Origin of the sequence: Cetobacterium somerae ATCC BAA-474 (assembly GCF_000479045.1) — a bacterium.
Taxonomy (GTDB): Bacteria; Fusobacteriota; Fusobacteriia; order Fusobacteriales; family Fusobacteriaceae; genus Cetobacterium_A; species Cetobacterium_A somerae.
Map to the genome: position 1 here is coordinate 1 of NZ_KI518177.1, position 1,883 is coordinate 1,883.

2 protein-coding genes and 1 pseudogene are annotated in these 1,883 nt (G+C 28.0%); all 3 read right to left on the reverse strand.

The features are described 5' to 3' along the window. A pseudogene (locus HMPREF0202_RS09035) lies at positions 1 to 288 on the reverse strand (hypothetical protein); the annotation flags it as partial. An 18-nt stretch (positions 289 to 306) separates the two neighbouring features. After that, on the reverse strand, positions 307 to 504 hold the full coding sequence (locus HMPREF0202_RS09040) for a hypothetical protein (protein ID WP_023050504.1): 198 nt from the start codon (positions 502 to 504) through the stop codon (positions 307 to 309). Between the two features lie 271 nt (positions 505 to 775). Then, positions 776 to 1,300, reverse strand: a complete 525-nt coding sequence (locus tag HMPREF0202_RS09045) for a hypothetical protein (RefSeq protein WP_023050505.1) — start codon at positions 1,298 to 1,300, stop codon at positions 776 to 778. Between the last annotated feature and the right edge of the window lie 583 nt (positions 1,301 to 1,883).

A 1,883-nucleotide genomic window follows, 5' to 3' on the forward strand; every position in this document is an offset into this window, starting at 1 on the left:
GTTATTCCGCGTTTTCCTGACGGGACCCCTAATAGATATTAAATTATCTATATCTTTTCTACTGATTCCTAAATTTTGCTCTAATAAATTACCTGCCCAACGATTAAGATTTAATGCGTCATTTTGTAATTGATTTACTTGATTTTGTGTCTGTTGTACTTGCTCCAATGTTTGCCTTACATTCTCTATTTTTTGAAGTGTATTTACTGAATGATTGGCAGGATCATACACTGTCAAAGAAAATGATAATTGTGATAAAATAAATACAAATAATAAAATTCTTTTCATTTTTCCCCTCCAAGTTTATTATTTAAAATTTTTTTCTTGTTCTTCTAGCATTTTTTCTTGTTGAATTTGAAGACATTTTTCAAAAATTTTATGGTAAAGCATTTCTTCTTCTTCGGATTTGGAATATTTTTCTATAAAATCACTTTGTTGGTTTAAACCTATATTTGAAAAGTATTCAAATAAATTATCTTTTTCTAAATCTAAAACAGTTTTCATAAAACCACTCCTTAAAAATATTTATAAAATTTAAACCCCATGATTGGGGTGTTTTCTAAAGATTCATTTCTAAAAAATTAGAAATGAATCTTTAGAAATAAATAGGGGTTGATTCATTTTATAGTATATTAAATATACTACTTATAAATTAAATCAACAAGTTAGCTTTGCTAACAGGGGGTCTAGGGGGAACGCCTAGCACGTTCGTTTATTTTTGGCAGCACTTTTGTGCGACAAAAATAAACGAGGAGACGTGTATTCTCTTTTCTTTTCAGTCAGAGAATAATATTTCGTATCTTTCTATAAAACTTTTCAATTGATTAAGGTCACTTTTCAAATTTTCAATTTCAAATTTTAATTTAGTTCTTTTATAATATAATTTATTAGCTGTTTTTTTATCTGTTCCCCTTAATTTTAAAAGTTCTTCTCTTTCATTTCTTTTACTTTCTAATTGATAAAATAAATAGTTATATTCTTTTAATTTTATAAAATAATCTTTTTCAAATTTTTCATCAAGCTTTAAAGTTTTTCCAAATTCTAAAATCAAATTTCTTAGAAACTTTGATTTTGAAATTCCCTTTTCTTTAGTAATTAAATCTAAAATATAAACCTCAATATCTCCAATTCTTAAATCAATTTTTTTAGAAAATTTTTTTAAATTCAATTTATCTCTTGAATCTCTATCAAGGTCTAAATCACTTTTAGAAACAAAGTCAATTTCAAACTTATATTTTTCTTTATTTGTTTTAAATTCTTCATAAGAAATAAGATTATTTTCTTTTAAATTTCTAACCATACCAATTATAACCCCCTCATGTTTAATAACTCTTGCGAGTATTATCTATCTAAATTTTTTGTAGTTGATTGAGTCCAATCCTCGCCACGCTTTCGCTACCTCGTCATTGTACTCTAGTAACTGTTTTCTTAACTTGTTTTATATTTATTTATATTAATTTTTCTAAAACGTTTGACAAAGAGAACTGAAAATCGAATGACTTTGTATCTTTGTATCTTTGTATCTGGACAGACTTATCCCCTAGTGTGAGAGGGGATTGAAAATCGTGTGACTCTTGCAGAGCTTTTGTAGAGCTTTTGTAGAGCTGTTTCGACTACGTTTAAACGCCTTTTTAACGGCTTTGCTAATGCTCCCCCTAGCAAACATACCCCTTACCCTTGCATTAGTAAATTAGGTACTTTTAAACGCTCCCAATAGAGCAACCTGACCCAAGCCTTTTAAAAGGGTAGCTCTCACCCTTGCGTACATTCTTAAAACCGTGTTTTCTTTCACCGTTTACCGTTCAACGCACAACGGCTCAAATTCTATAAAAAAGGAATTTGAAATTGTACTTTGTATATTACTGCAAGTTATTTAAAAAAAA